A 22,074-nucleotide genomic window follows, 5' to 3' on the forward strand; every position below is an offset into this window, starting at 1 on the left:
AATAAGCATCAGAGGCAAAAATGGGAATAAATTCAGTCACTCTTGTTGGCAGAGCAGGCAGAGATCCTGAAGTAAGATATTTTGAATCTGGAACAGTAGTAGCAAACCTTACTATGGCTGTAAACCGACGAAGTCGAGAGGATGAACCAGATTGGTTTAATCTTGAAATCTGGGGAAAACAAGCGCAAGTCGCAGCCGATTACGTAAAAAAAGGCTCTTTAATAGGCGTAACTGGTAGCTTCAAATTGGATAGTTGGAAAGATCGTAATACTGGAGAAGATAGAAACAAGCCAGTCGTAAGAGTTGATCGTCTTGAATTATTAGGATCAAAAAGAGATTCAGAAAATAGTAATTTTCAAAACAACAATTCTTTTAATCAACAGCCAAGTAATGATGAAATTCCATTTTAAAATATATTTAATTCATAATTAGTTTGCGAAGAGTTTTATAAATTAAAATTATTATTGCAATTGAAATAGATAAGAGAATAATTGTCTTAAAAATACTTGAAAAAGGACTGATCCATTTTTGAATATTTGCATAATTATCTCCTAAATAAAATCCTGTAATTGTTAAAAATAATGTCCAGATTAAGCTCCCAGCTGTCGTCCAAATCAGAAAGGGAGTAATGGGCATTAACTCGACTCCCGCAGGGACCGAAATCAAAGTCCTAATTCCAGGTACTAATCTTCCCCAGAAAACTAGAGATACGCCATATTTGTTAAACCATTTTCGACTTCGCGCAAGATCTTGGGAATTAATACCAATCCAACGTCCATTTTTCTCCAGCCATTTCTCAATTCTTTCTTCATTAACTAATTTGCCAATTCCATACCAAGGCAAAGCCCCTATTACGGTTCCAATTAAACCTGCTAAAACAACTGGAATAAAATCCAATTGACCTTGAGCCACATAAAAGCCGCCAAGGGGCATTATTAATTCCGAAGGAATTGGAGGTATTAGATTTTCCAAAAACATTGCTACTAGGATTGCTCCATAACCAATTAACTGGTTAGTCTCAACCGCATTTCCTATCAATACTGGTAACGAAGATATAAATTCTGATATTTCCATTTAGTTTTAATTATTGAAATAAATTAATACCGATATTGATCTGTCTTATAGGGACCTGCAATTGGAACATTAATGTAATCAGCCTGTTCTTGGGTTAACTTAGTTAACTTTGCTCCTATCTTATCTAAATGAAGAATAGCGACCATTTCATCTAAATGTTTTGGCAAAACATAAACTTTATTCAAATATTTAACTCCGTATTTGAATAATTCAATTTGGGCTAAAACTTGATTAGTAAAAGAATTGCTCATAACAAAACTTGGATGACCGGTAGCACATCCAAGGTTTACTAATCTTCCCTCTGCTAAAAGAATAATTTTATTACCACTTGGCAGAGTTATGTGATCAACCTGAGGTTTAATATTTTCCCATTCATAAGACTTTAAAGAGGAAACTTCTATTTCATTATCAAAATGGCCAATGTTACAAACTATCGATTCGTTTTTCATCCTGATTAAATGCTCATGACGAATAACTTGGAAGTTTCCAGTTGCAGTAACAAAAATATCCACCTCTTCAACCACCTCATCTAATCTAACTACTCTGAAACCCTCCATTGCCGCTTGAAGAGCACATATAGGATCTATCTCAGAAATCATTACTGTCGCTCCCAAACCTCTTAGTGACTGAGCAGAACCTTTGCCAACATCTCCATAACCCATAACAAGGGCCACCTTGCCAGCCACCATTACATCTGTAGCTCTTTTAATGCCATCAACCAATGATTCTCTGCAACCATAAAGATTGTCAAACTTACTTTTGGTAACTGAATCATTTACGTTAATCGCTGGGAAAACAAGTTCTCCACTTTTTTCCATTTGATAAAGACGAGCTACCCCAGTTGTTGTTTCCTCAGTGACACCTTTTATAAAAGATTTAGCTTTTGAATAAAAGTTTGGATCTTGAGAGAGTTTTTTCTTGATAGATGCAAATAATGCGATTTCCTCTTCATTTGATGGGTTATCAAGAACTGAGATATCTTCTTCTGCCTTGCTCCCCAAAATAAGTAATCCAGTCGCATCACCACCATCGTCAAGAATCATATTTGCAGATTCACCGCCTCTCCATTCAAAAATTTTGTGAGTGTATTCCCAATATTCATCTAGAGTTTCACCCTTCTTAGCAAATACTGGTACTCCAGAATTTGCAATAGCTGCAGCAGCATGATCTTGTGTGGAAAAAATATTACATGAAGCCCATCTAACTTTTGCACCAAGTTCAACAAGAGTCTCAATAAGAACTCCTGTTTGAATAGTCATATGGAGACTACCGGCGATGAAAGCCCCTTTTAATGGTTTTTCGGATCCATATTTTTTTCTCAGAGCAATTAAACCTGGCATTTCTGTTTCAGCGATCAAAAGTTCTTTTCTGCCAAAGTCTGCTTGGGTTATATCTTTAACTACGTAATCAGGATTACTCTCAATACTGTTGAGATTTGACTTGGTTGCTGCGAACATAAATAAAACTCTCTATGGGAGATTGTGGAAAAAGATAGTGAAAAACAATTCAAGGTTTTTAATTCATTTGCTCAGCAAACCAATAATTTCTGCTGGACTCTAGACAAACCTGAATCAACAATGTCATTAGGTTCAACATTAACAAAAAAATTTCCAGATCTACGAATTCTCCTTTTAAAGGGCCCTCTTGGAGCAGGAAAAACTACATTAGTTAAAGGAATTGCAAAAACTTTAAACATTCAAGAGCCCATAACTTCTCCAACTTTTCCTTTATCTCAACATTATCCTTTTGGATCTCCTCCATTAATACATCTTGATCTTTATAGAATTGAAGAGCAAAATGCGGCAAACGAATTTTTTTTACAAGAAGAAGAGGAATCAAAAGCCCTGGGTGCATTAATGGTTGTTGAATGGCCAGAAAGATTATCTCTTCCGATGCCTGATGCTTGGAAAGGAAAACTTGAATATTCTACAAAAAATAAAACTCGGGTTTTTCAGCTCATACCTCCCCGATATGAAGACAATAAATTATCAATATCTTCCAGATAACCTTGTGCATCTATAGCTCCTAATCCTTTGCATACATATGAACCACATGCAATTGCAAATTGGACAATTTCTTCCGCTCTTTGTTGATTTATTTGATCTAACTCAACAGATATGAGTTTATAAATTAATCCAGCAGTGAATGCATCACCAGCTCCAGTCGTATCAACTACAGAAGATGGGGCAATCGCAAATGTTTGTCCAATATTTTTATTAAGGATCCATAAGACTGGGTTGGATCCATCCGTAACAATTACAGAGGGTCTATTAGGCAAAGATAATGAGATTTCAATCGGATTTGAGGTATTAAAAAACCATTCCGCTTCCTCTTTTGCAAGTTTAATTAATGAAACGTTTTTTAAAATAGAGATGATTTCATTCTTTTCTTTAACAGAGGGCTCTAAGACTGTTGAAACTTTATTTCGCCAAAAAGTTGGTCGCCAATTCAAATCCAAAGCGATCTTAATTCCTTCATTGAAAGCTTTTTCCATACACCATAAAAAAGCATTAGATGAAATTTTTGAAGCCAGAGGAATAGTTCCGGCAACAAACCATTTCGCCTTTTTTTTAACCAGTGGCCAGTCTGAAATAACTTGTTCCCGCGATATGGCTTGATCAGCAAATCCGAAACCTTTATCCCCCTCAAATCCCTCAAAAAATCTTTCTCCACACTGATCTCTACGAACCAATACAACTCTTGTTGAACGAAGGTTATCCCGCTGTAAACCAGAGGTATTAATTCCTCTCTCAATCAATAGCTTTTTAAAATTTTCACCAAAAGTATCATTTCCAAGAGAGCCGAGAAAAGATGCATTTGCACCTAAACGACCTAATGCACATGCAACATTAGCTGGAGCACCTCCAAAGCAATCTTTTACTGGAAAATCAGAGGAAGGGTCCCCACCAAGAGGGCCAAGACGATCTATCAAAGCTTCACCAAAAACAATTACGCTTTCATCCTGCATTTTTAACTTTTTAGCAATGAAGTTATTATTGATTATTTAAAGTTTTAATTTAAAATTCTAAATGTTTTTGTAATTCAGAAATAATTTTTGCATTAGCTGCAGGGAAAGGAAATTCATAAAGTCTTTCAGGGGAAACCCAACGTAATCTTTGGCTAACTAAAGGTTTAGGCTCTCCTGATAACCATTCACAAAAATGAACAGTAAAATAAAGTTTTTTGTGGGTGTAGGTGTGTTCAAACGATAATAACTTTGCTCCAACTTTGACAACAATACCAAGTTCCTCATTTAATTCGCGCTCGATAGCTTTTTCAATAGATTCATCAGAAGTTTTTTTCCCACCTGGAAATTCCCACATTCCACCCATACTTGAACTTTCCAAGCGCTGATCTATGAGCAATTCTCCGTTTTCATTAAAAACAAGCCCAAGACCAATTTCTTGAAGAGGCTTTATTTTGCTCATTAGTTTTTTAGGAAAATCATCAGGATCGTACTTTATGTGGGCAATACAAAAATTTTGTAGTGGGCAAGAAAAACAACTTGGTTTTTTGGGGGTACAAATCATTGCCCCTAAGTCCATCAAAGCTTGATTGAAATTCCTTGGACTGAGTTTTGAAATCAAAAAAGAGCTAGATTTCCATAATTTTCTGTCATCTTTAATAGTTCTTCTCTCTAGAGCTAGCAATCTTGACAAAATTCTTTTTACATTTCCATCCAATATTGGAGTAGGCAAGTCAAAGGCAGACGAAACAATACTGCCTGCAGTACTTCTTCCTATACCTGGAAGAGACATCCATTCATCTAGTCCAACAGGCCAAGAATTCGATTCTTGAACTCTATTTTGTCCAATATATCCAATTAATATTTTTGACGATTGATGTATTCGTTTTGCTCGTGAGTAATAGCCAAGACCTTGCCATACCAAAAGAACATTCTGGTAATCAGCCTCTGCTAAATCATCTAAAGAAGGAAAAACCCTCATCCATTTTTCCCAGAAAGGTATAACAACCTTTAATTGAGTCTGCTGAAGCATTACCTCTGCAATCCACACTCGATAAGGAGATATAATTTCACCAGATTTAGGAATCGAACCATCTGTCTTTAATTTCCAAGGTATCCAATGACGACCATTTTCATAAAACCATTTCAATAAAGAATTTTGAATATCTTTAATTTGATCAATATTTTTCATTTATATAACTAAATTCCAAAAATTATGTTAGTGAATATAAATAGGGCTGCCATTAAAGAACTTTAAAATCCTAATTGAATTTTCTTAGTGAGCAGGAACAAGATAATACTATAATTATTGTTAATAATTATAGTATTGAAAAATTTATATATATAATAAAATTTTATTATATATTCAATATGTTAAGCAAGGAAGATATAACAAACAAATTAAATTTAATTTTCCAAGATAAATTCCAAGATAAATCTATTGTTTTAAAAAATGAAATGACTTCTGAAGATATCTATGGATGGGATTCACTAAAGCATGTAATGCTAATTATAGAAATAGAGAGTACTTTTAATATAAAGTTCAATCCAACAGAATTATCAAAAATGGAAAATATAGGACAAATGATAGAATTAATAGAGCAAGTATTGTTAAATAATGTATAAAATAAAAAATCAAACTAATAGAGTCATAAAATATATTTTTAATTAAGATATAGAACTATTATTACAACAGTTAATAATAGTTTCAGCATAAAAATTAGGTTGAAGAATATGAGTTCCATCAAATGAATATTGCTTATCAATAATATAAGTGTCTTTATATGTAACTGATTTATATGGAATACTATTATCAACAAATAAATAACCTTTTTCATTCGCTATTGATTTTATTTCACTATTTAAAATATTAGTCCAACTAGATCTTTGTAATGGCGAGCCGAAAATAGAAAATGGAGCATCTTTTTGATATCTTACTGCTTCCTCAACACTACAATTTAATATATCTATACCTTGAATAGGTGAAACTGGAGGAATTGACAAAAAAGCTACCTTGGTATTATTTAACATCTCTAATTGTCTAAAAAATCCATCATTAAGAGATAAATAAGATCTTAAAATCAGATCAATACTTTGATTATAAGAAAGGATACTTTTTGTTGCCAACAAGTATCCAATTGTTGTTCTAATATCAATACTTCCCAAGCAAAAAATTATAAGACTATTTTTATTAGAATTTTGATTGTTTAAAGTTTTTAAAATTTTAATTAATGATTTCTGTATTTTCAAATCAGTAGCAAATCCAATGATTGTCTTTGGACCTAGCCATATAGATCGATTTTTGAATTTCTTTCTTCTAGATGTTATTAAATTTGAACGAGAGAAGAATTCTACATGCGAATCTCCACAAAAAATCAAATCATCAATATCCTTATTTAAAGTAGTACATTTTACTTTATATATATAAAAAGGTTGCTCAGTTAGAATCGACTTGTTTTTCTTTCTTACAAAAAAGAATTTATTATTGAATATGTTAAACAAATAAAGACATAGATAATAATAAAATTTTTCTCTTCTAACATGATTAGAACCTAACAGTTTAATCTTAATAATATTTAAAAAATCATCTTTAGCAAAACCAAATGGATTCCAAAAATTACAGTTTAATTTTATGATTATTAAATATAATAAAGATTTAATAATCTTACCTATAGTAGATATTTTGTCTATTTTGAATCGAGTAAATAAATACTTATTGTTATTTTTCATGAAATATATTTTAAATATAATAATGAAAAGATAAAATAAAAATAGTTATATAATAGACCTTTTTATGGATTCTAAGTATAACTTCTGACTTGCAATAAAATCATTTTTATTGGCAAACGTAGAGTAATCAAGAGATTTAGATAATGAACCATTTTCATATAATTCCCTCATTACGCGTCTCATTATTTTACCACTTTTAGTTTTTGGTAAAGAAGAAAAATAATGAACTTCTTTTGGAAGATGATATCTAGTTAGTTGATCTTTAATTATATTCTTAATTGATTGATTTAAACTTTTAATTAAATCAGGTTCTTCTGAATTGGACGAAAAATACAAAACCACTCTGCTTCCTGAGACAGTGTCTGGAACACTAATTGCACAAGCTTCTTTTACATTCTTAAGAGACAGGCAAACGCTTTCAATTTCAGATGTCGCAATTCTATGACCCGATACATTTATAACATCATCAGAACGACCTCCTATGAAAAGGTTGCCTTGCTCATCAAAATAACCAACATCATAAAGTCTAAAGTATCCATCATTAGTAAAATATTTTGTTTCTTTGTCAGCAATAACTTCTTTAAAAATGCCATCCCATTTATTGCAAACTAATAATTCATTAGGATCTAATCCCTCTTCTTCTAATTGTGATCTATTCATAATAGATTCAGCAATAACAATTCCTAATTTAGAACTAGGCTTTCCTACACAAGAATAATCTAAAGGTGGCCCATCTTCAGCAAGAGGGGCAACAAGGACTCCACCAGTCTCTGTTTGAAAATAAGTATTTACAATTGATCGAATCTTAGGTTTGAAAAATTTAATTGACCATTCACCAACACTATGAGCTAAAGGCTCACCACAAGATCCTATGCGTTCTATCTCTACATTTACCCCAGCTAAATCATTCAATGTTTTTCCGAAGGGAACTATACTCATTAATAATCTAAGAAGGGTAACAGACGTATAAAAACAATCTACATTTAATTTGAGTAAATAATTAGCCAATAAATTTGGCATTGATACTAGCAGAGAATTTTCATTAATTACTGTAATCGCGCCTAACAATAATGGACCATAAAAAGCATAAGTATGGCCATTTATCCAGCCTGCATCAACCGCTGTGAAAATTACTGATCCCTTACGAATTCCAAAAAATTTATTTGTTGTGTATTCTGCGTATTTCAGATAATCTCTAACTCCATGGGTAATGGCCTTAGGGACACCAGTTGAGCCCGAGGTGAAAAGAGTAAAAAGACTTGATTTACTATTATAAAATGATTTTTTATTAATAAGATTATTTCTTAAAGTTTCATTCTGATTATCTAAATCTATTATCAAAAGTTTTACTTCTCCACAACCTAATAGAGAAAGTGCTTTTATTATTTTTTTCTTAATTTCTTTTCTACAAACTACTATATGGGGTTGAAATATCTTTAACCTTTTGGAAATTGAATCTTCCGATAAATCTTCAAAGCAAATACAATGATGAGCACCTAGCAATAAACTTGCTAGCATAAATATAGCAGATTCCTCAGATGCACCAATAACTGCCATAATTTTTAATTGATCAAATCTATTATCAAATGGAAATGTGTCAATTATTTTTTCGGCAAAATTATTGGCAAGAAAATTACATTGAGACTTTGAAATTGCTTTAATTTCGCCATCTTGCTTTATTATTTTGAACATTATTTCAGTATCTTTATAAAACTGCATAAGTCTTTCGTAAATATTAATTTCTTCATTAATTTCTATTTTTTTTGACCAAGAATTAGGTGGAATTATTTTATAAATCATTTAATATAATTATCTATTTATATAATTATATTTATCTTATTCAAAAAGGCAATATAAATAGAAGCTCATATTTTCTATATTGATAAAAGCTAATAACTTTCCATCCAATATTGGTGTAGGCAGATCAAATGCAGATGAGGTGATACTACCTGCAGTACTTCTTCCAATGCAAGGGAGACTAATCCACTGGTCTATTTCATTAGGCCAAGAATGTGGATCTTGATCTCTACTTTTGCCAACAAATTCAATTAATATTTTGGAGGATTGATCTATTCGATTAGCGCGTGAATAATAGCCAAGACCTTGCCATATCATACGAAGATGCTCTAAATCAGCCTCAGCTAAATATGTAAAAGTAGAAAAAGCTTTCATCCATTTTCCCCAGTAAGGAATAACTACCTTCAACTGTGTTTGCTGTAGCATTACCTCTGCAATCCATATTTCATAAGGGGATATACTTTCATCTAATTGAGGAATAGAGCCATCTTTCTTTAATTTCCAGGGTATCCAGTACCTACCATTTGCTCTAAACCATTGAAGAAGTGAATTTTGAATATCTTGAGGAGAATCAATGATGCCCATCAAAATAAATTAAATTTTAAAAAATGTTTTTCAATAATATCATTATTTTCAGAAATTAATCTAAGCAAATTAATACTTTTCAAATACCTAATACATAGAATTATATTAAAAAAATAATTAGCTACTTTACTATGGATTGGTTAGAAGTAAAAATAATTTATATTCTTCGCTAAAGTTATGAAGAAATTCTGGAGATGGAAAGATTATCACATCGCCTGGCAAGTCGAAGAGTCAGATAATAAATCCGAATTCGCGATAGTATTAATTCATGGTTTTGGGGCATGCAAAGATCATTGGAGATTCAATCAAAAACACATTAGCTCAATTGCACCATGCTATGCATTAGATTTAATAGGCTTTGGAGAAAGTAATAAACCAAAGTCTCAGCTTTCATATGAAAAGAAAACCTCAGAAAATTATAATTATTGTTTTGATAATTGGAGTCAGCAAATTTATGATTTCTGCAACGAAATTGTTAAAAAACCTGTCATATTAATTGGAAATTCTATTGGGGGAGTTATTGCATTAAATACATCAAAAAAATTATCTAAAAATTGCATAAGTATAATTTTAATTGATTGCGCTCAGAGAACAATGGATGATAAACGCCTAGCCGAACAATCATTATTGATGCGACTCCTTCGACCAGTGATTAAAACTTTAGTAAGACAAAGAATTTTAAGTTACAACATTTTCAAAAATGCAGCAAATCCATCTTTTATTGAAAAGATTCTAAAAGTAGCTTATCCAAGCAAAAGTAATATTGATGAAGAGTTAATAGAAATGCTTTTTCAACCAACACAAAGTGAGGGAGCATCAGAGGCTTTTAGAGGATTTATTAATTTATTTGATGACTATCTCGCTCCAGATTTACTTGAGCAATTGGATAATCCAGTGCATTTGATCTGGGGAGAAAAAGACCCTTGGGAACCTATAGAAGAAGCTCAAAAATGGTATGAAACATTTGAATGTATTAAAAGTTTAGATATCATTCCTCAAGCTGGGCATTGTCCTCATGATGAGATGCCAGAACAGGTTAATCCTATTCTGAAAAGGATAATTCAGGAAGCCATATAAGCTTCAACTGATTCTCCTGCTTTTCTTAAACCTCTTAAACCATCTCTTTCTAAATTTCTTACTCTATCCCTGCTGATCCCTAATACCCTTCCAATTCCAGTTAAGCTCATTGGATCATCACCGTCCATTCCATAACGCATTCTCAATACACGATTTTGTAGTTCGGGTAATTGCTCAAGTAATGTTTCTAAATCTCCTTTCATGCAATCATTTTCGATCTGCTCAGAGGGCATATCAATTTCGTTAGATAAAAGATCTAATAGAATAGTGTCTTCTCCGTCACCAATTTTTGTTTCCAAACTGACAGGTTGACCGGCTTTGCTCATTAGATCTTTAACGTCTTCTTCCGGCAATTCAACGTACTCAGATAATTCTTTTAATGTTGGAGTTCTAGAAAGTTCTTGGCTGAGTTCCCTTTGCCCTTTTTTTAATTTATTAAGCATTTCAGTTATGTGAATAGGTAGTCTTATTGATCTGCTTTTCTCTGCTATTGCCCTTGTAATACCTTGACGAATCCACCAATACGCATAAGTTGAAAACTTGTAACCACGAGCTGGATCAAATTTCTCGACACCTCGGACTAATCCGATTGTTCCCTCTTGGATTAAATCCAATAATTCCATATTTCTTTTGGTGTATTTCTTCGCAACACTGACAACTAAACGAAGATTGGCTGCAACCATTCTTTCTTTTGCTCTTCTCCCGCTTTTAAGTTTCTTTTTTAGTTGGATAGTAGAAATTCCAGCCCTTTCAGCGAAAAAAGTAATATCTGGCTTCTCACCAAGATCACTCTCAAGTTCAGTCTCCAGATTTTCAAGAACCATAAGATCTTGAACCTGCCTTCCTAATGTGATCTCTTGCTCATGAGAGAGCAGAGGAACTCTTCCAATGTCTCTTAAATAAGAACGCACTAAATCTACATCTGATATAGATCTTGAAGCTGGAGCGACAGTTGCTTTATTAGTTTTAAGAGCCTCTACTGCCGTTGTCATGGATTTGTTGAGTTTTGTGAAGCTTACTACTAAGAATTGTAAAGATCAATTAAAAATAGCTCGGCTTCCCGCACTTTGAGTACAAATACTCATTCGCAATCTACGCCAGTCTTCCTAAAAGCCAGGAAGCTGTTTTGAGGTATATCAACACTCCTGCTACATCCGTAGCGGTAGTAATGAATGGAGCAGACATTAATGCAGGATCTAATCCCATACGATCAAAGAACAAAGGCAAAGAGGCACCTGCTGTCGCAGCAAGAGTTGTAATGGCCATTAAACTTATACCCACAGCTGTTGCAACCAAGGGTCCTTCTCCTTGCCACCAAGCAAAAGGCACAACAAAAATAGCCATTAAAATTCCAAGCAAAGCTCCAGCAACTGATTCTCTAGCAATAGCGCGAAATAGACCAAGTCTTTGAATTCGTTGAGTACTCAAACCTCGAATGACAACTGTTGAGCTTTGAGCCCCAACATTTCCACCCGCTCCTATTAATAAGGGAATAAACGCAGCTAATAGAACAACTTGTTTTAAAACCTCGTCATTCATAGCAATAACTTGAGTTGTTAGCCCATTCGCCAATACCAAAACAGCAAGCCAGACAATTCGACGTCTAGCTACAACAAATAAATTGCTTTGGAAGTAATCGTCTTCATCACCAGCTTGAACTGCCCCAGCAGCATAAATATCCCTGGTTGCCTCTTGTTCAATAACATCGATCACGTCATCCACAGTGACAATACCAACCAGTCTTTTTTCAAGGTCGACAACCGGTAAAGCTAGAAAATCATATCTTTGAATCGCTCTTGCTACTTCTTCCTGATCAGTATCTGTTCTGACATTAACAACTTCTCTTGTCATAACTTCCCCAATAAGTGATCCAGGATCTGCTACCACTAGATCCCGCAAAGATAAGATTCCAGTTAAATGTCTCTCTTTATCTGTGACATAAAGGCTGTAAATTGTTTCTGAAAAAGTAGCTCTTTGTCTAACCAATTTCAATGCCTGAGAGACACTCAGGAATTCTTTAAGATCTATAAATTCTGTAGTCATCAATCTGCCAGCCGTCTCAGATGCATAACCCAAAAGTTGAGCTGTTACTCGTCTTTCCTCCGGGCTAAGTTCTGCAAGCAGACGTCTAACAACTTTTGCTGGCAATTCATCAAAAAGACGTACACGATCATCTGGTGACATCTCCTCGACCAAGTCGAGTACCTCATTTGATCTCAGACGATCTAAAAGATTTTGTTGAACTGAGGGATCCAGATACTCATAAACTTCGATCGCCTCGTTTTTATTTAACAACCTGAAAGCCAAGGCTTGTAAAATCATTGGCAATGTATCAATAGCCTGAGCTATATCAACAGGCTGTACAGGTCTAAGAAGTGATTTAACACCATCGTAATTACCTGCGGAAAGCATTGCCTCTAACTGCTGTCCAACCGCCTCGGCAACCAAACTGCCATTCGCTAAAGATTGAGCCTCAGTGGATGCCCCTAATTGTTCGTCCATATTCGGAGCAATAACCGTTTATTATCTTATTGCTAACTCCCATTTTTGTTGCTTCAGTATCCATGTCCGTAAATATCAGCAAAGTAGAAATCCTCTCTTTTAATAATGAAAAAATAACTTTTGATCATTTCAAAGGGAATGTCTTATTAATAGTGAATGTCGCTAGCAAGTGCGGATTTACGAAACAATATAAAGCTCTTCAAAGTCTTCAAGATAAGTACGAATCAAAAGGCTTTAGGGTTTTAGGTTTTCCATGCAATGACTTTGGCAATCAAGAACCTGGAGAGCTAGACGAGATAAAAAAATTCTGTTCAATGACGTACGGAGCAAATTTCCAACTTTTCCAAAAAGTGCATGCAAAAGGGAATACTACTGAGCCATTTACAACGTTGAATCAAGTTGAGCCTGCTGGGGACGTTGAATGGAATTTCGAAAAATTTCTTGTCAACAAGAACGGTGAGGCCATCGCAAGGTTCAAAAGTTCAATCGAACCCGATAGTGTTGAAATTCAAAAAGCCATTGAAGATTTACTCAACTAATTAAGATCTTTTTCGCAAATAAATCACCCAAGCAAATAGCAAAAAATCCAATTAATACAATTAAAACTGAATTCAAAAAAAATAATTTATATAAACCTTGACTAATTAATTTAAATAAATACAAAGACCAGCCACTAAATGTAGTAAGTGAGCCACAAAATCCAAAGCCAAAAATCAATTTATAAATTCTTTTCACAGGCATTGCATTAATAATGCCTAATAAAAAACAACCTATTGTATTTACTATAAAAAAATCATCAATATGCCATCGAAATATAGCACCAGGAACAGCTCCAATTGAAATAAGAAAGTATTTATTTTTTTTAAAAAAATTATTCATTTATTAATTACAAAATAAAGAGCCCAATACTAAAGCACTTGTTCCCAAAGAAAAAGAAAAAATAAATAGCTTTAAAGCTTCCAAAAACTTATATTCTCTACATAGTTCAAACAAATCATAAATAAATGTAGAAAAAGTACTTAAACTTCCAATGAAACCAATTACAAAAAACAATGCTAATTGAGATGAAACATTTAAAGATTTTACGTTTGATGATATAGAAATAAAAAAACCAAGAAGAAAACAAGAAAAAATATTAATTAAAAAAATAGAAAATTTTCTATTTATATTGATTTCATTCAATTTCTGATAGATTAGAAATCTAGAATTCACTCCAAATAGTGCACCAATAGCAATCAATATAATATCTTGCAATAAATCAAGATTTACCAATATTTACCCATCCTCTTTTATAAAATAATTGATTAAAATTCTGAATTGGAATATTAATTAATAACCACTTTCCATTATTAGTAGTATCCCAAATTTTTAAAATTTTGACGGGTGTTCCTGCTTTAACATTAGTTACAACAGATGAATTTTTGTGGGCTGAAGAAAGCAAGTTAAAATCCTTCAATGCAATTATTGGTGATCCCATATTATTTTTTCTGTGTTGAATAATAGATTCTTGCGCACCTCCGGCAGGCAATGTCGTAGGTATCACCAAAGCAATACCTAAAAGCCATGTCCAAATTATAAAAGTACTAATTAAATTCATCAAATATCCAAAGTTGCAAGGTCAAGGTCAACACTATGAGTCTCAATAAACTCTCTTCTTGGTGCAACTTTATCACCCATCAAAATTGTAAATATACGATCAGCCTCAAGTGCATCTTCTATCTCAACTCTTTTCATCATTCTAGTTGAAGGATCCATTGTTGTTTCCCATAATTGTTTTGGCATCATTTCTCCTAAACCCTTAAATCTTTGAATTGTATAGTTAGCCTTTTCTCCAAAATTTGAAATAGTTTTTTGCAAATCTGATTCGTTATAGCAATAAGTATGTTTCTTTCCTCGTTCGACCTTGTAAAGAGGAGGACAAGCAATATAAATATAACCGGCTTCCACAAGAGCCTTTTGATACCTATAAAAAAAAGTCAACAGCAAAGTTCTTATATGTGCGCCATCAACATCAGCATCAGTCATTATTACTACTCTGTGATATCTGAGATTCTTAACTTCAAAATCCTCACCTTTAATACCTAAACCAAGCGCTGTTATTAAAGATTGAATCTCAGTATTTTTATAGATCTTCGCATCATCGGTTTTTTCTATATTGAGAATTTTACCTCTCAAAGGAAGAATTGCCTGGAATTTTCTATCTCTTCCTTGCTTCGCTGATCCTCCAGCAGAATCTCCCTCAACTATGTAGATTTCTGATTCTGATGGATCTCTTGAACTACAATCAGCAAGTTTACCTGGCAGTGTAGAACTTTCTAAAACACTTTTTCTGCGAACAAGCTCTCTAGCTCTTCTTGCTGCCTCAGCAGCATTAAAAGCTTGAATTGCTTTCTCTAATATCAAATCAATTACACCTGGATTAAATTCTAAATATTGACTGAGAGATTCACCAACCAAATTGTCAACAATTCCGCGAACTTCTGTATTCCCTAATTTAGTTTTTGTTTGACCTTCAAATTCTGGATCAGGAACTTTTACTGATAGAACAGCTGTCAATCCTTCTCTTATATTTTCTCCAGCCAAATTGGAGTCAGAATCTTTTCTTTTACCTCTTTTCTTAGCAAATGTATTTAAAGTTCTAGTAAGAACTGTTTTTAAGCCCTCAATATGTGTACCACCATCTATCGTACGAATATTGTTGGCAAATCCAAGAATGCTGTCTGAATAAGCATCAACGCACCACTGCATTGCTGCTTCTACTTGGACTCCATCTTTTTCAGAATTGACATAAATGATCTCTGGATGTAATGAGTCTTTTTCCTTGGTCATATATTCAACATATTCTTTAATCCCACCTTCATAAAAATAGACTTCTTCATAAGGAGTTTGTTCAGGATCTTTTTCCTTTTTCCTTTCATCACGAAAAACGATTCGGACGCCTCCATTCAAATATGCAAGTTCTCTAAGCCTCGAAGACAATATTCCGTATTCAAAAGCTATACCATCAGTAAAAATCTTGTCGTCAGGTTTAAAACAAACAGTCGTTCCAGTTAAGTTTTGATCTGACTTCGAAAGATTTTCAGACTTCAAATTTCCAATTGATGCACCCCTTTCAAATCTCTGAAAATGAACTTTGTTTTGCCTACGAACTGTGACTTCTACCCATTCACTCAAAGCATTTACTACAGATATACCAACCCCATGTAAGCCTCCAGAGACCTTGTATCCACCACTACCAAATTTTCCACCTGCATGAAGAACAGTTAATACTGTTTCTAAAGCACTTTTGCCAGTGCGTGGATGAATATCAGTTGGTATCCCTCGACCATTATCAGTAATGGATGCTGAACCATCTTCACAAAGTAAAATGGTTATTTGATCACAATGGCCAGCAAGTGCCTCATCTACTGCATTATCTACAACTTCATATACAAGGTGATGAAGCCCTTTTGACCCTGTTGAGCCTATGTACATTCCAGGGCGCTTTCTAACAGGTTCCAAGCCTTCTAATACTTGGATCTGCTCAGCACCATAAGCCGCTTGGACTTTTGAATCTTTACTCATTCGGATTAAAGCAAACAGTCAAGGTTGCCTGTGATAGATGCATTAGTCGAAACCTTTCCTGAAATTTCAATTTAACATTGGTACAAAGGAAAGTCTTTGGAAAATTCCAAAACCAAATCAAAACAATTAATCATGATGCAGTTACTGCTAATAAAACTTCAGAAAATGAATTATGCAACCCAATAAACAACTTGTTATAGCCCTTATGGGTCCAACTGCAAGCGGAAAAACAGAACTGGCAATTGATATTGCAAACACAATTAAAACTAATATTCACAATGTTGATTCACGTCAAATATACATTGATATGAATATTGGGACTGCAAAACCGACATTAAAGCAACAAAGACAAGTCCCTCATTTTTTGATTGATTTATGCTTACCTACAACACCAATAAATCTTTATGAATTTCATTCAATAGCAATTACTTCAATGGAGAAAGAATTAAAAAAACGTAGCGTAATTTTGCTTGTTGGAGGTAGTGGACTATATCTTCAGTCATTAATTCGAGGACTTAACCCTCCAGGAGTGCCACCTCAAAAATTCTTAAGAAATCAACTTAACAAAATCGAAAAAAACGAAAGGCATAATTTATTGAAGTGTTGTGATCCAAAGGCTGCGAAACAAATACACCCCCAAGATTCAGTAAGAACTGTTAGAGCTCTTGAAGTTTTTTATGCCACTGGCAAAAGTTTTTCAAATCAAAAAAATTCAAACCCTCCTCCATGGAAAATTTTAGAGCTTGGTTTAAACCCTGAAAATTTAGGCATAAGAATCAAACAAAGAACTGAAAAAATGTATAAAAACGGATTGATTCAAGAAACTGAAAATTTGATTATGAAATACGGAAATGATTTACAGTTGCTAAAAACTATTGGATATGGGGAAGCAAGGTCTATTATTAATGGAAAGATTAACTTTGAGGAGGCCCTAGCAATAACAACCAAACGCACACTCCAGCTAGCCAAAAGGCAAAAAACTTGGTTCAGAAACAAACATAATTCAAAATGGCTAAATGCCGATAATGCATTATCTGAAGCTTTATCCTCTATTTATGAGGTTCTAAGTTGATAATTACATATACGCTTAGAATTAGCCCAAAGGGTTCTTTCCACCTAATTAGTTACTGAATGCCACCTCGTCCTCGTTTTGATCGTCGCGCTCCAGAAAGGGAGCTGCCCAACATTAATGAAAGAATCAACTATCAAAGTCTCAGAGTAGTTGATTCAGATGGCACCCAACTTGGTGTCATTAGCCGTGAAGAGGCATTAGAAGTCGCTAAGGAACGAGAGCTAGATCTTGTCTTAGTCAGCGAAAAGGCGACGCCGCCAGTATGCAGAATTATGAATTATGGAAAATTCAAATTTGAACAAGAAAAAAAAGCAAAGGAAGCAAAGAAAAAATCCCACCAAACAGAAGTCAAAGAAGTAAAAATGAGATATAAAATTGATCAACATGATTATCAAGTTCGTATTAGTCAAGCTACGCGCTTCTTAAAAGCTGGTGACAAAGTCAAATGCACAGTTATTTTCAGAGGTCGTGAAATACAACATACTGCTCTTGCTGAAACTCTTTTAAAAAGAATGGCCAATGATCTTGAAGAGAAAGCAGAAGTGCAACAATCTCCAAAGAGAGAGGGAAGAAATATGATTATGTTTTTAACTCCGCGTAAAACTCCATTATTAAAGAAAGAAAAAGATTCATCTGAACTCCAAAAAGCTTTAAGAACAATCAGTTAAATTAAATTAAATAAAACAAAATTATTATCAGACAAAAAAATAATTGTCACTTGCTAATCTTTTTATTAAGGTAGCCCCATTAAAGCCTGTCATATAACCTGTGAGATTCCACATACAACAAGACAGTGAAATTCCTGCATCAAGTCAGCTATACAACCAAATTTGCTTTGCAATAGCAGCCAGGCACTATCCGCCTGGCCATAGGCTTCCAAGCACTAGACAGCTGGCTATGCAAACAGGACTTCATCGCAACACAATCAGCAAAGTTTACAGACAACTTGAAACTGATGGAGTCGTAGAAGCTATTGCGGGCTCAGGTATTTATGTTCGAGATCAACAGAAACAAAAAGATTTAAGAAACACCTCTCCCTCAATACGTAAAAAAGTCATCAAAGACATAGACAATGAGGTTCGTAAAAGTATTGATCAACTTTTAAATGAAGGCTGTACCCTTCAACAAACTAGAGAATTATTTACTCGTGAAATTGATTGGAGATTAAGATGTGGTGCCCGCTTGCTTGTTAGCACTCCCCGAGAGGATATAGGAGCATCATTACTAATTGCAGAAGAATTAGCACCTCATTTAGATGTCCCTGTCGAAGTCGTTCCCATGGAGGAATTGGAAAGTGTTTTAGAAAGTTCAAGCAAAGGGACAGTTGTAACAAGTAGATATTTCTTACAACCATTAGAAGAGATAGCCAAACGTCATCAAGTCAGAGCTGTCGCAGTAGATCTCAGTGATTTCCAAAAAGAACTTGCTATCTTAAACAAGCTTCGCTCAGGCAGCTGTGTAGGGATAGTAAGCATAAGCCCAGGAATATTGAGAGCAGCAGAGGTGATTTTGCACAGTATGCGCGGTAATGAAATTCTTTTGATGACTGCCAATCCTGATGTAGGAAGCCGTCTGATTGCTTTATTGAGGGCGGCAAGTCACGTCATTTGTGATAGTCCTAGCCAACCTGTAATTGAACATACTTTGAGACAAAACAGATCTCAATTAATGAGAATGCCCCAAATCCACTGCGCAGAAAGGTACCTGAGCGATTCCACAATAGAAGAATTAAGGAAAGAAATAGGTCTTCTAGAACAAAAAACTACTGAGCTAATCGATGATTAAATTAATTAAATCAGATTTCAAAATCATCAAAGAAAGAGATCCAGCTGCAAGAGGATTTCTTGAAATTTTACTTTGCTATCCAGGTTTTCAAGCATTAGTTTTACATCGTATTAGCCATACATTATGGAATTATCAACTACCGCTAATACCTAGAGTCCTAAGTCAATTAACAAGAAATATTACTGGTATTGAAATACATCCAGGAGCAAAAATAGGCAGAGGAGTTTTTATTGATCATGGTATGGGAGTAGTAATAGGCGAAACAAGTGAAATTGGCGATAGATGTCTACTTTACCAAGGTGTCACACTTGGAGGGACAGGAAAAGACAGCGGCAAGCGGCATCCAACTCTTCAAGAAAATGTTGTAGTTGGAGCTGGAGCAAAAGTACTTGGTGCTATCAAAATTGGTTCGAATACCAGAATCGGTGCTGGATCTGTAGTAGTCAAAAATGTTGAAAAAAATAGTACTGTAGTTGGAATTCCAGGAAGAATTGTTCATCAAAGTGGAGTCAAAATTAATCCCCTTGCACACTCAGCATTACCAGATACTGAAGCAAGTGTGATTAGAAATTTAATGGACAGAATTGATCATTTAGAAAACCATATCATTGGCTTACAAGACTTAATTTTGAAAGATAATTTCAGCAAAAAAGATAAACAAGTATTTATTGGTGAGTCGCAGAACCTAAAAGATAAAGAAATTATTGATTTTATTGGAAAATCAGAAGAAGAAAATAAAAATAATTTTTAATTATAAAATGCAAATAAATTATTAGACCAAGAATGGTATTTTTTTAGTTTGAAAATGTAAATATATTATAGAAAGTAAAATTCCTAACATATTAATTAAAAAAATTAAAAATTGCAAATTGTAATTAACCTCAGAAGTTATTAGACTTGAACGTAAAGAGTCTAGTATTACATAAATAAAATTAACATTTGTAATCCAATTTAAATCTCCTAAATTTTCTTTTCTATATAAGATTGGAGATATTAAAAACGTCAGTTGCAGAACGATAGGTACTAATTGAGCAAAGTCTGAAAAACGAAGACTAATTAAAGCAATAATCAAAGGGAACCAAAATAAAAAAATAAAAATATTTAGAAATGGAATCCATGATGAAAAAAGGAGATTATATAACAGAGACTTTTTAAAAAATAAAAGGACTAGAAATACCAAGAAAAATGATTGAAAAAAAGTTTGAACTTGAAATGCCCATTCTTCAAGTACATAAAATATTGGCTTGAGTCTTAAATTTTGGATGTTTAATCTGTTATTAATAAAAAGAGTAGGCGCACTTGTGATTGAAGAGGAAATAGAATTCCACACAACAAGACCAATACCAAGATAAATTATATAAGAACGAAAGTCAGTGACAGCAAAAACTGTGCCATAAACAATACCTAATGTGGCTATTGAGAGCAAATTTGAAAATCCAAGCCAAAAGCTGCCTAATGAGGTTCTTGCAAATCTAGCTCTTGTTCTAGAGGTGGCTGTAAACCACCAAAGCCGCCTAGTCTTTAGTGAAAAATATATATTATCTCTAAATATTTTCATAATAATCACTAGCATGATAATAATTTAGTGCTTCATCAAGAGGGCCGTCATAAACGATGGAGCCATGATTAAAGACTACTCCGCGAGTACAGAATTGATTTAGTAATTCCTCAGAATGACTTGCCAAAAAAAGCGTCCCAGCCGCATCTACAAAAGATTGAAGTCTTTTCTCTGCTCTATCAAAAAATTCACTATCTCCAGTTCCAAAACCTTCATCAATAGCCAAACAATCATGCTTACATGAAGTTAAAAGAGAGAAGATTAATCTAGCAGCCATTCCTTCACTATAAGTTTTTATTGGCAAGGAAATATAATTACCCAAGCCTGAGAATTCTATAATCTCATCAAGATATTCATTAAATCTATTTAAATTACTATTAACCAATAAATAATGGGCTTTAGCTGCATCGATTCCACTTAACTCGTTACTAGTTAAAAAACTCTTTTGAAGCATGGGATAAACTGGAACACTAATTTTCATTTTTCCAGAGGTTAATGAATATATTCCAGAAATAAGTTTTAAAAAACTACTCTTACCTGAGCCATTATGACCAATCAATGCAATACGCTCACCTTTACTAAAAGTGACATTTAAGTTGCACAATGCTTCCACATTTGTCATATTTTTATTAATTTTTAAACTCCCGCCAGTAAAAGGAACTTTAATAGTCTCAGCAATAATCTTTGTGAATCTATTTTGATTAGAAAAAACAGGTATCGATAAATTGACTCCTTCCATTTCAATCACAGGATTACTATTTTCTGAATTTGAAAAAGCTAACATTGATTGAATAGTTTGCTTTACCTCTTCTAAAGTAAATCCTTTCTCTGAATTAATTTGATTGATAAATTTCACACCGACTGACAAAGCATGACCTGAGACCCAAGGATTTAATGATGAAGGTTGATATAATTTAACGCCATTCATTGTTAAACAAAGTTCTTTAGTAAATAGCTCAGCAGACTCAACCTTATTCTCTAAAGTTTTTTTATCTAATATTGACTGTTTATTATTAATTGGACTGGAATTTAAGGATGACCAAATCAGATCACAAGCCAAGTCTGATATATTATGTACTCCGGATTCTATTGAGCTTAACCAATAATTAAAACCTGTAAAATCAGCTTTTCTACCAAATAAATTTATATAGAATTGGTTAATCTGAAAGTCTAGTGATTTCTCATGAATAATAGACTTTTTGTACTCATCTTGTCTTGACAAATGATTGGCAATTTCTCTGAACTTAAATCCACTATTAGCCTTTGATAGCCAATACTGAATACCTGGTGGATCCGCAGGTCTTCCAAAATATGCAATATATAATTGTTGTAATTTCTCCGAATCAACTTGCATTATAAGTTAAT

Annotated in this window: 24 protein-coding genes; 9 read left to right on the plus strand and 15 right to left on the minus strand. The window is 33.7% G+C overall.

Annotated features, from left to right (window positions below):
- Positions 1-20 precede the first annotated feature (20 nt).
- The gene (locus tag AC6EI0_RS07000; RefSeq protein WP_498506227.1) at positions 21-410 is read left to right on the plus strand and encodes a single-stranded DNA-binding protein; all 390 of its coding nucleotides are present in this window, start codon (positions 21-23) and stop codon (positions 408-410) included.
- Between the two features lie 7 nt (positions 411-417).
- Here AC6EI0_RS07000 and AC6EI0_RS07005 read toward each other — a convergent pair whose 3' ends face one another.
- Positions 418-1,074: a DedA family protein gene (locus AC6EI0_RS07005; RefSeq protein WP_498521872.1), complete on the minus strand. Its 657-nt coding sequence runs from the start codon at positions 1,072-1,074 to the stop codon at positions 418-420.
- A gap of 23 nt (positions 1,075-1,097) precedes the next feature.
- On the minus strand, positions 1,098-2,531 hold the full coding sequence (ahcY, locus tag AC6EI0_RS07010; protein ID WP_498521873.1) for an adenosylhomocysteinase: 1,434 nt from the start codon (positions 2,529-2,531) through the stop codon (positions 1,098-1,100).
- Between the two features lie 24 nt (positions 2,532-2,555).
- Here ahcY and tsaE point away from each other — a divergent pair, with 24 nt between their 5' ends.
- Positions 2,556-3,080: a tRNA (adenosine(37)-N6)-threonylcarbamoyltransferase complex ATPase subunit type 1 TsaE gene (gene tsaE, locus AC6EI0_RS07015; protein ID WP_498521874.1), complete on the plus strand. Its 525-nt coding sequence runs from the start codon at positions 2,556-2,558 to the stop codon at positions 3,078-3,080.
- Here tsaE and AC6EI0_RS07020 read toward each other — a convergent pair.
- A complete protein-coding gene (locus tag AC6EI0_RS07020) occupies positions 3,026-4,042 on the minus strand; it encodes a carbohydrate kinase family protein (RefSeq protein WP_498521875.1) in 1,017 nt (338 codons plus the stop codon). The two genes, tsaE and AC6EI0_RS07020, sit on opposite strands and share 55 nt — an antisense overlap.
- Before the next feature lie 49 nt (positions 4,043-4,091).
- Entirely contained in the window at positions 4,092-5,231 is a 1,140-nt protein-coding gene (gene mutT, locus AC6EI0_RS07025; protein WP_498521876.1) for an 8-oxo-dGTP diphosphatase MutT, read from the minus strand.
- A gap of 74 nt (positions 5,232-5,305) precedes the next feature.
- Here mutT and AC6EI0_RS07030 point away from each other — a divergent pair, with 74 nt between their 5' ends.
- Positions 5,306-5,665 carry an acyl carrier protein gene (locus AC6EI0_RS07030; RefSeq protein WP_498521877.1) on the plus strand — a complete coding sequence of 120 codons (360 nt, stop codon included), beginning with the start codon at positions 5,306-5,308 and terminating at the stop codon, positions 5,663-5,665.
- Between the two features lie 42 nt (positions 5,666-5,707).
- Here AC6EI0_RS07030 and AC6EI0_RS07035 read toward each other — a convergent pair whose 3' ends face one another.
- From AC6EI0_RS07035 to AC6EI0_RS07045, 3 genes are all read right to left on the minus strand, one after another.
- Positions 5,708-6,541, minus strand: coding sequence for a hypothetical protein (locus tag AC6EI0_RS07035; protein WP_498521878.1), 834 nt, complete (start codon positions 6,539-6,541; stop codon positions 5,708-5,710).
- Positions 6,542-6,814: 273 nt separating this feature from the next.
- Positions 6,815-8,569 (minus strand): AMP-binding protein, encoded by a 1,755-nt coding sequence (locus tag AC6EI0_RS07040; RefSeq protein ID WP_498521879.1) that lies wholly within the window; start codon positions 8,567-8,569, stop codon positions 6,815-6,817.
- A gap of 36 nt (positions 8,570-8,605) precedes the next feature.
- The gene (locus tag AC6EI0_RS07045; protein WP_498521880.1) at positions 8,606-9,151 is read right to left on the minus strand and encodes an HhH-GPD family protein; all 546 of its coding nucleotides are present in this window, start codon (positions 9,149-9,151) and stop codon (positions 8,606-8,608) included.
- 177 nt (positions 9,152-9,328) lie between these two features.
- Here AC6EI0_RS07045 and AC6EI0_RS07050 point away from each other — a divergent pair, with 177 nt between their 5' ends.
- Positions 9,329-10,228 carry an alpha/beta fold hydrolase gene (locus AC6EI0_RS07050; RefSeq protein ID WP_498521881.1) on the plus strand — a complete coding sequence of 300 codons (900 nt, stop codon included), beginning with the start codon at positions 9,329-9,331 and terminating at the stop codon, positions 10,226-10,228.
- Here AC6EI0_RS07050 and AC6EI0_RS07055 read toward each other — a convergent pair.
- Together AC6EI0_RS07055 and mgtE are read right to left on the minus strand one after the other, a co-directional pair.
- Positions 10,213-11,220: an RpoD/SigA family RNA polymerase sigma factor gene (locus tag AC6EI0_RS07055; RefSeq protein WP_498521882.1), complete on the minus strand. Its 1,008-nt coding sequence runs from the start codon at positions 11,218-11,220 to the stop codon at positions 10,213-10,215. The two genes, AC6EI0_RS07050 and AC6EI0_RS07055, sit on opposite strands and share 16 nt — an antisense overlap.
- A gap of 100 nt (positions 11,221-11,320) precedes the next feature.
- Positions 11,321-12,730, minus strand: coding sequence for a magnesium transporter (mgtE, locus tag AC6EI0_RS07060; RefSeq protein WP_498521883.1), 1,410 nt, complete (start codon positions 12,728-12,730; stop codon positions 11,321-11,323).
- A 62-nt stretch (positions 12,731-12,792) separates the two neighbouring features.
- On the opposite strand from mgtE, the gene AC6EI0_RS07065 reads away from it, so the two are divergent.
- On the plus strand, positions 12,793-13,269 hold the full coding sequence (locus AC6EI0_RS07065; RefSeq protein ID WP_498521884.1) for a glutathione peroxidase: 477 nt from the start codon (positions 12,793-12,795) through the stop codon (positions 13,267-13,269).
- Here AC6EI0_RS07065 and AC6EI0_RS07070 read toward each other — a convergent pair.
- From AC6EI0_RS07070 to gyrB, 4 genes are read right to left on the minus strand one after another with little or no spacing between them, the layout of a single operon-like run.
- Complete coding sequence (locus AC6EI0_RS07070) at positions 13,262-13,609, minus strand: fluoride efflux transporter FluC (RefSeq protein WP_498521885.1); 348 nt, start codon at positions 13,607-13,609, stop codon at positions 13,262-13,264. The two genes, AC6EI0_RS07065 and AC6EI0_RS07070, sit on opposite strands and share 8 nt — an antisense overlap.
- 3 nt (positions 13,610-13,612) lie before the next feature.
- Complete coding sequence (locus AC6EI0_RS07075) at positions 13,613-14,002, minus strand: fluoride efflux transporter FluC (RefSeq protein WP_498521886.1); 390 nt, start codon at positions 14,000-14,002, stop codon at positions 13,613-13,615.
- A complete protein-coding gene (locus AC6EI0_RS07080) occupies positions 13,989-14,327 on the minus strand; it encodes a hypothetical protein (protein WP_498521887.1) in 339 nt (112 codons plus the stop codon). The genes AC6EI0_RS07075 and AC6EI0_RS07080 overlap by 14 nt, the downstream gene beginning before the upstream one ends.
- Complete coding sequence (gyrB, locus tag AC6EI0_RS07085; protein ID WP_498521888.1) at positions 14,327-16,294, minus strand: DNA topoisomerase (ATP-hydrolyzing) subunit B; 1,968 nt, start codon at positions 16,292-16,294, stop codon at positions 14,327-14,329. Before gyrB ends, AC6EI0_RS07080 begins: the two co-directional genes overlap by 1 nt.
- A gap of 172 nt (positions 16,295-16,466) precedes the next feature.
- On the opposite strand from gyrB, the gene miaA reads away from it, so the two are divergent.
- The 4 genes from miaA (at position 16,467) to cysE (ending at position 19,902) form a co-directional block, all read left to right on the plus strand.
- On the plus strand, positions 16,467-17,366 hold the full coding sequence (miaA, locus tag AC6EI0_RS07090) for a tRNA (adenosine(37)-N6)-dimethylallyltransferase MiaA (protein ID WP_498521889.1): 900 nt from the start codon (positions 16,467-16,469) through the stop codon (positions 17,364-17,366).
- 59 nt (positions 17,367-17,425) lie between these two features.
- Entirely contained in the window at positions 17,426-18,034 is a 609-nt protein-coding gene (infC, locus tag AC6EI0_RS07095) for a translation initiation factor IF-3 (RefSeq protein ID WP_498521890.1), read from the plus strand.
- 100 nt (positions 18,035-18,134) lie between these two features.
- Positions 18,135-19,151, plus strand: a complete 1,017-nt coding sequence (locus AC6EI0_RS07100; RefSeq protein WP_498521891.1) for a GntR family transcriptional regulator — start codon at positions 18,135-18,137, stop codon at positions 19,149-19,151.
- Positions 19,144-19,902 (plus strand): serine O-acetyltransferase, encoded by a 759-nt coding sequence (cysE, locus tag AC6EI0_RS07105; protein ID WP_498521892.1) that lies wholly within the window; start codon positions 19,144-19,146, stop codon positions 19,900-19,902. Before AC6EI0_RS07100 ends, cysE begins: the two co-directional genes overlap by 8 nt.
- Positions 19,903-19,923: 21 nt before the next feature.
- Here the strand turns inward: cysE and AC6EI0_RS07110 are convergent, their stop codons facing one another.
- Together AC6EI0_RS07110 and AC6EI0_RS07115 are read right to left on the minus strand one after the other, a co-directional pair.
- On the minus strand, positions 19,924-20,709 hold the full coding sequence (locus AC6EI0_RS07110) for an ABC transporter permease (RefSeq protein ID WP_498521893.1): 786 nt from the start codon (positions 20,707-20,709) through the stop codon (positions 19,924-19,926).
- Complete coding sequence (locus tag AC6EI0_RS07115) at positions 20,696-22,063, minus strand: ATP-binding cassette domain-containing protein (protein WP_498521894.1); 1,368 nt, start codon at positions 22,061-22,063, stop codon at positions 20,696-20,698. The genes AC6EI0_RS07110 and AC6EI0_RS07115 overlap by 14 nt, the downstream gene beginning before the upstream one ends.
- Positions 22,064-22,074: the final 11 nt, after the last annotated feature.

The sequence above is a fragment of the Prochlorococcus sp. G5PB11 genome, from assembly GCF_059772425.1.

Excerpts from the sequence above, each read along its gene's own strand:
- AC6EI0_RS07000 (WP_498506227.1), top strand. The coding sequence starts at position 21 with ATGGGAATAAATTCAGTCACTCTTGTTGGCAGAGCAGGCAGAGATCCT.
- AC6EI0_RS07005 (WP_498521872.1), bottom strand. The coding sequence starts at position 1,074 with ATGGAAATATCAGAATTTATATCTTCGTTACCAGTATTGATAGGAAAT.
- AC6EI0_RS07045 (WP_498521880.1), bottom strand. The coding sequence starts at position 9,151 with ATGGGCATCATTGATTCTCCTCAAGATATTCAAAATTCACTTCTTCAA.
- AC6EI0_RS07055 (WP_498521882.1), bottom strand. The coding sequence starts at position 11,220 with ATGACAACGGCAGTAGAGGCTCTTAAAACTAATAAAGCAACTGTCGCT.
- miaA (WP_498521889.1), top strand. The coding sequence starts at position 16,467 with ATGCAACCCAATAAACAACTTGTTATAGCCCTTATGGGTCCAACTGCA.
- mutT (WP_498521876.1), bottom strand. The coding sequence starts at position 5,231 with ATGAAAAATATTGATCAAATTAAAGATATTCAAAATTCTTTATTGAAA.
- ahcY (WP_498521873.1), bottom strand. The coding sequence starts at position 2,531 with ATGTTCGCAGCAACCAAGTCAAATCTCAACAGTATTGAGAGTAATCCT.
- AC6EI0_RS07020 (WP_498521875.1), bottom strand. The coding sequence starts at position 4,042 with ATGCAGGATGAAAGCGTAATTGTTTTTGGTGAAGCTTTGATAGATCGT.
- AC6EI0_RS07065 (WP_498521884.1), top strand. The coding sequence starts at position 12,793 with ATGTCCGTAAATATCAGCAAAGTAGAAATCCTCTCTTTTAATAATGAA.
- gyrB (WP_498521888.1), bottom strand. The coding sequence starts at position 16,294 with ATGAGTAAAGATTCAAAAGTCCAAGCGGCTTATGGTGCTGAGCAGATC.
- AC6EI0_RS07070 (WP_498521885.1), bottom strand. The coding sequence starts at position 13,609 with ATGAATAATTTTTTTAAAAAAAATAAATACTTTCTTATTTCAATTGGA.
- AC6EI0_RS07110 (WP_498521893.1), bottom strand. The coding sequence starts at position 20,709 with ATGAAAATATTTAGAGATAATATATATTTTTCACTAAAGACTAGGCGG.
- AC6EI0_RS07040 (WP_498521879.1), bottom strand. The coding sequence starts at position 8,569 with ATGATTTATAAAATAATTCCACCTAATTCTTGGTCAAAAAAAATAGAA.
- AC6EI0_RS07080 (WP_498521887.1), bottom strand. The coding sequence starts at position 14,327 with ATGAATTTAATTAGTACTTTTATAATTTGGACATGGCTTTTAGGTATT.
- cysE (WP_498521892.1), top strand. The coding sequence starts at position 19,144 with ATGATTAAATTAATTAAATCAGATTTCAAAATCATCAAAGAAAGAGAT.
- infC (WP_498521890.1), top strand. The coding sequence starts at position 17,426 with ATGCCACCTCGTCCTCGTTTTGATCGTCGCGCTCCAGAAAGGGAGCTG.
- AC6EI0_RS07115 (WP_498521894.1), bottom strand. The coding sequence starts at position 22,063 with ATGCAAGTTGATTCGGAGAAATTACAACAATTATATATTGCATATTTT.
- AC6EI0_RS07050 (WP_498521881.1), top strand. The coding sequence starts at position 9,329 with ATGAAGAAATTCTGGAGATGGAAAGATTATCACATCGCCTGGCAAGTC.
- mgtE (WP_498521883.1), bottom strand. The coding sequence starts at position 12,730 with ATGGACGAACAATTAGGGGCATCCACTGAGGCTCAATCTTTAGCGAAT.